We start from the raw sequence: 4,111 nt of genomic DNA, 5'->3' as shown, positions 1-4,111 counted from the left end.
ACCTAGTCCCTTCAGGTAATAGCCATTATCTTTATACCGATCGTTTAATTTTTTAGTTACATGCTCACATCGTTCTTTTGGTGTCCACCCAGTAAATTCTGTAGTCCTCCAAATAATTATTGGTGGGACTTTTTTTCCAGTTCTTAGTCCAACAGCAGTAGTTGTATATGCTTGTCTGTTGGAATCAAATTCACATCGAAATTCCATTTGTGGAGCAGTTCTTCGAGCTAATAAGTTTTGACCAGTAACAGATTGACCAGTTGTTAGAATAAAGCTAGAACAAGCCAAACCTGCTCCTAAGTATTTTGCAATAAATTTTAAATTCATGCTATACTTCTCCTTTTAAAATTAACAAAACTCACCACATACTGGTAGCTCAGGTTCTGGACGCTCAGGTCTTGAAGGTTTATTGTTATAATCTTCTTCTTTTTCCAAATAATCTTCTATATAAACAAGGGGAATCCACATTCTTGTTTCTCCTCCGGTATTGTATATAGCCCTAGACTCCGATTCACCTCCTAAGTTCCTGATCGCAACATTTATTTGTTCCATATAATCCTCTGGGTTCTTAGCAGAAGAAGGAACATTAAACAAGTGATTTTTCCTATTACAAACAAATCCATGAGGGGCTAGACAAATTATCTTAATCTTATAAGGCTCAATACCTACTTCTCCATGGGTTACACCTAGTCCCTTCAGGTAATAGCCATTCTGAGCATACTGATAGTTTAATTTTTGAGTTACATGCTCACATCGTTGTTTTGGTGTCAACTCACCAAATTCTGTAGTCCTCCAAATAATTATTGGTGGTACTTTTTTTCCAGTTATTAGTCCAAAAGCAGTAGTTACATATTTTTGTTCGTCGTCATCATATTCACATCGAAATTCCATTTGTGGAGCAGTTCTTCGAGCTAATAAGTTTTGACCAGTAACAGATTGACCAGTTGTTATAATGAAGCTAGAACAAGCCAAACCTGCTCCTAAGTATTTTGCAATAAATTTTAAATTCATGCTATACTTCTCCTTTTAAAATTAACAAAACTCACCACATACTGGTAGCTCAGGTTCTGGACGCTTAAGTCTTGAAGGTATATTGCTAGAATCTTCCTCTAAGTAATCTTCTATAGGAGCAAGGGGAATCCACTTTGTGGTTCGACTGCGGCCATTCTCTATAGGGGAAACTTTCGACTTACCTTCTAAGTCCGTGATAATAGACTCAAGTTGTTTCGTATAATCGTCTACATTCCTACCAAAAGGAAGAGTAAACAATTGGTTTGTACTATTACACGATACGCGATAATAGTCTAGACAAACTAGATCATAGCTACCTATTACGCCATGGGTTACACCTAGTCCCTTCAGGTAATAGCCATTCTGAGCATACCGATAGTTTAATTTTTGAGTTACATACTCACATCGTCTTTTTGCTGTCCACCCACCAAATTCTCTAGTCCTCCAAATCATTATTGGGGGGACTCTTTTTCCAGTTCTTAGTCCAACAGCAATAGTTGCATATTCTTGTTGATTGTAATCAAATTTGCATTCAAATTTTACTTCTGGAATAGTTCTTTGATGACTGACAACAACACCTTCAGAGGATGGATAATTCGGTAGAATAACTCTACCATTGCTATCCGTTAGCTTGAGAACAACTCGATAGTTTCCTTGGCTGTTATCAACTGAAGATACAAAGATTCTCCAAGTTCCTGTTTCAGCCGTATTATCATCCTTAAATTTTTCTCGCTCTCCTACTCCCTCCTGATCAATCGATTTCAGCAACCTGTCATTGGGATCAACTACATATAACTTCAAATTCACCCCAGAATCCGCAACAGGAATCGCCTCTAATTCTATGTCGTAGCCTGAGATTGTTTTGAAATGATACTCATTACAGATTGCTTCTTGAGTTAAGTGACAAGTGGGCGTGTCAGTGAAGCTAATTCTTCCCCAAACAGGTTCAGTAGATTGCAACTCCTGAATTGCCCAAACTGTCTTCCCAAAGCCCAAAAGAGAAATTCCGGTAATGGCAGCGGTAGTAATCCTATGGAACAAGTTGCTCTTCATGAGCAGATATCCGAAAATTTTACAAGGGTTTAACCTAAAGCTTTCGTCAACCTTCGCGACTAATCATATAGTTAGAGTGGAATCAGCGGCAATTAAAGTTTACAATTCTTTACTTTTTAGAGGCTCACTTACTTTTAAATTAAAGAGTTAGTAAGGTTGTTTTAGGGGATATAGAGGCAACCTGGGAGCAGATCAGCTTTGTGGGCTGGGCTTTTGGAACGTAGGTGTGACGCCAAGCGATCGCGACCTAAGGAGCGTCAGCCTTCTCGAAGAGTAACCCAGCACCTGGATCAATGTTGGGTTTTAGGTTTCGTACCGCTTATGGCCAAGCAAGCTACAGCCAAACCTACCTGAATAGGTATATCCAAAACTGACATACTTCCGGAAATCTCGGCTCATAGCCTCTAAATCAATACACCAAGACTTACATAGGGTGGATTTGATGTTAGGAAAAACGATAGGCGGACGCTATCACATTATCGACAAACTTGGCGAAGGTACATACGGTCAGACATGGTTAGCAGAAGACCAACATTTACTGGGCTCTCCCGACTGTGTAGTTAAACAATTGAAGCCTGAGACTACCGACGCCTCTGAGTGGGAGATAGCCAAACGATTATTTGAAGAAGAAGCAAAAACTTTGCAAGAATTAGCCAAAAATGACCTAATTCCGCAAATAATGGCTTATTTAGAAGAAAACGGTCAGCGCTACTTAGTTCAGGAATATATTCAAGGACATGATCTAAGCCAAGAATTGGAGAGAGGGCAAACGTTTAGTGAAACATTAGTTATAGAGCTTTTACAACAAATTTTACAGGCATTAGAAGTTATTCAACAGCATAACCTTATCCACCGCGACATTAAACCGTCTAACTTAATGAGACGTAAGCAAGATGGCAAAGTGGTTCTGATTGACTTTGGAGCCGTAAAAAAGTTGCAACCTGATAACCAGCCTACAGCAGGGACTGTTAGGATTGGCACACCAGACTACATGGCTCCTGAACAAGATCAGGGTCATCCTAACCTCAGTAGTGATATATACGCAGTTGGAATGATTGGAATCCAAGCACTTACAGGAGAACTGCCCAACCCCCTACAATGGGATGAAAAGGGCCAAATAATCTGGCCTAATAACCAAGTCAAGGTCAGTGATGAACTAGCAGCAGTTTTAGATAAAATGGTACGCTACAAGTCTGATAAGCGTTACTCCGGTGCAACTGAGGCACTAGAAGCACTTAAGGAGGTTAAAGAAAAACTACAGTCAACCATAATTAAGTCTCCTCCAAGGAATATACAAGCTTCACCGTTTAAATTTTCGGCAATTCAGATTGTTGGCGTTGGCATAGTTTTTATCTCTTCATTCTACGTGATTTTTTTTAATAATGTTAATTATTTTTTCTTAAAAAACCTAATTTGTCCTATTATGCCATCCGTGTCCAAGTGCGAGTTTTTGTAACACAAAGTATCCAATATGTCTCTATATTTGATTATTCATTCGTTTGAAGAGCCAGAAAAAAATTGGCGTTGCATAAATGCGGGATGATTTTATTTTAATAGTTTTGTGGAACGGGCATCTGGCTGTGGAACGGGCATCTTGATGGAACGGGCATCTTGATGGAATGGGCATCTGGCTGTGGAACGGGCATCTTGCCCGTTACAATTCCCAGGCGGGCAGGATGCCCACCCCACTGATATTTATCCTGCCCCTCAGCAATGCCATAAATTTGACATAACAACGGCTAATCGCTAATTTTCACCTATGATGTCTAATTACTAATTATCAGCTTCACAGGACTTAATCAGTTTATTGAAATCTTCAGGAGGTTCCGCACCACCAGTAATTTCTAGACCAATACTTAGAAACTCTTCATAGGGGTATTTTTCTTGAATTTTATCAATGGTACACTGACAAAAATTCTCAGCCTCTGAGCCCTTAGTCCCAACACATTGCCCCATGTAAAAATTGACAAACTCTGGTGTATAGCCAATCTCAGAGTTTTGGAGGATAGTCTCAGCCTCTTCAGGGATAGTCAAGGGTTTTTGAGGA

The 4,111-nt window shown here is 39.5% G+C and carries 6 protein-coding genes; 1 reads left to right on the top strand and 5 read right to left on the bottom strand.

Annotated elements, in window-relative coordinates:
• The 3 genes from F6K38_RS36460 to F6K38_RS36450 form a co-directional block, all read right to left on the bottom strand.
• Nucleotides 1-327, bottom strand: a 327-nt coding sequence (locus tag F6K38_RS36460; RefSeq protein ID WP_287359902.1) for a COP23 domain-containing protein, incomplete at its 3' end; no start/stop codon positions are given.
• Nucleotides 328-348: 21 nt separating this feature from the next.
• Nucleotides 349-1,011 carry a COP23 domain-containing protein gene (locus F6K38_RS36455; protein WP_287359901.1) on the bottom strand — a complete coding sequence of 221 codons (663 nt, stop codon included), beginning with the start codon at nt 1,009-1,011 and terminating at the stop codon, nt 349-351.
• A 21-nt stretch (nt 1,012-1,032) separates the two neighbouring features.
• Nucleotides 1,033-2,064, bottom strand: coding sequence for a COP23 domain-containing protein (locus tag F6K38_RS36450; protein ID WP_287359900.1), 1,032 nt, complete (start codon nt 2,062-2,064; stop codon nt 1,033-1,035).
• A 442-nt stretch (nt 2,065-2,506) separates the two neighbouring features.
• On the opposite strand from F6K38_RS36450, the gene F6K38_RS36445 reads away from it, so the two are divergent.
• Complete coding sequence (locus F6K38_RS36445) at nt 2,507-3,520, top strand: protein kinase domain-containing protein (protein ID WP_287359899.1); 1,014 nt, start codon at nt 2,507-2,509, stop codon at nt 3,518-3,520.
• A 94-nt stretch (nt 3,521-3,614) separates the two neighbouring features.
• Here F6K38_RS36445 and F6K38_RS36440 read toward each other — a convergent pair whose 3' ends face one another.
• Together F6K38_RS36440 and F6K38_RS36435 are read right to left on the bottom strand one after the other, a co-directional pair.
• Nucleotides 3,615-3,800: a hypothetical protein gene (locus tag F6K38_RS36440; protein ID WP_287359897.1), complete on the bottom strand. Its 186-nt coding sequence runs from the start codon at nt 3,798-3,800 to the stop codon at nt 3,615-3,617.
• A 37-nt stretch (nt 3,801-3,837) separates the two neighbouring features.
• A partial coding sequence (locus tag F6K38_RS36435) for a hypothetical protein (protein ID WP_287359895.1) occupies nt 3,838-4,111 on the bottom strand: 274 nt, incomplete at its 5' end.

The sequence above is a fragment of the Moorena sp. SIO3B2 genome, from assembly GCF_010692525.1.
In the GTDB taxonomy this organism is placed as follows: domain Bacteria; phylum Cyanobacteriota; class Cyanobacteriia; order Cyanobacteriales; family Coleofasciculaceae; genus Moorena; species Moorena producens.
This window is presented reverse-complemented; position numbering and strand designations above follow the sequence as displayed.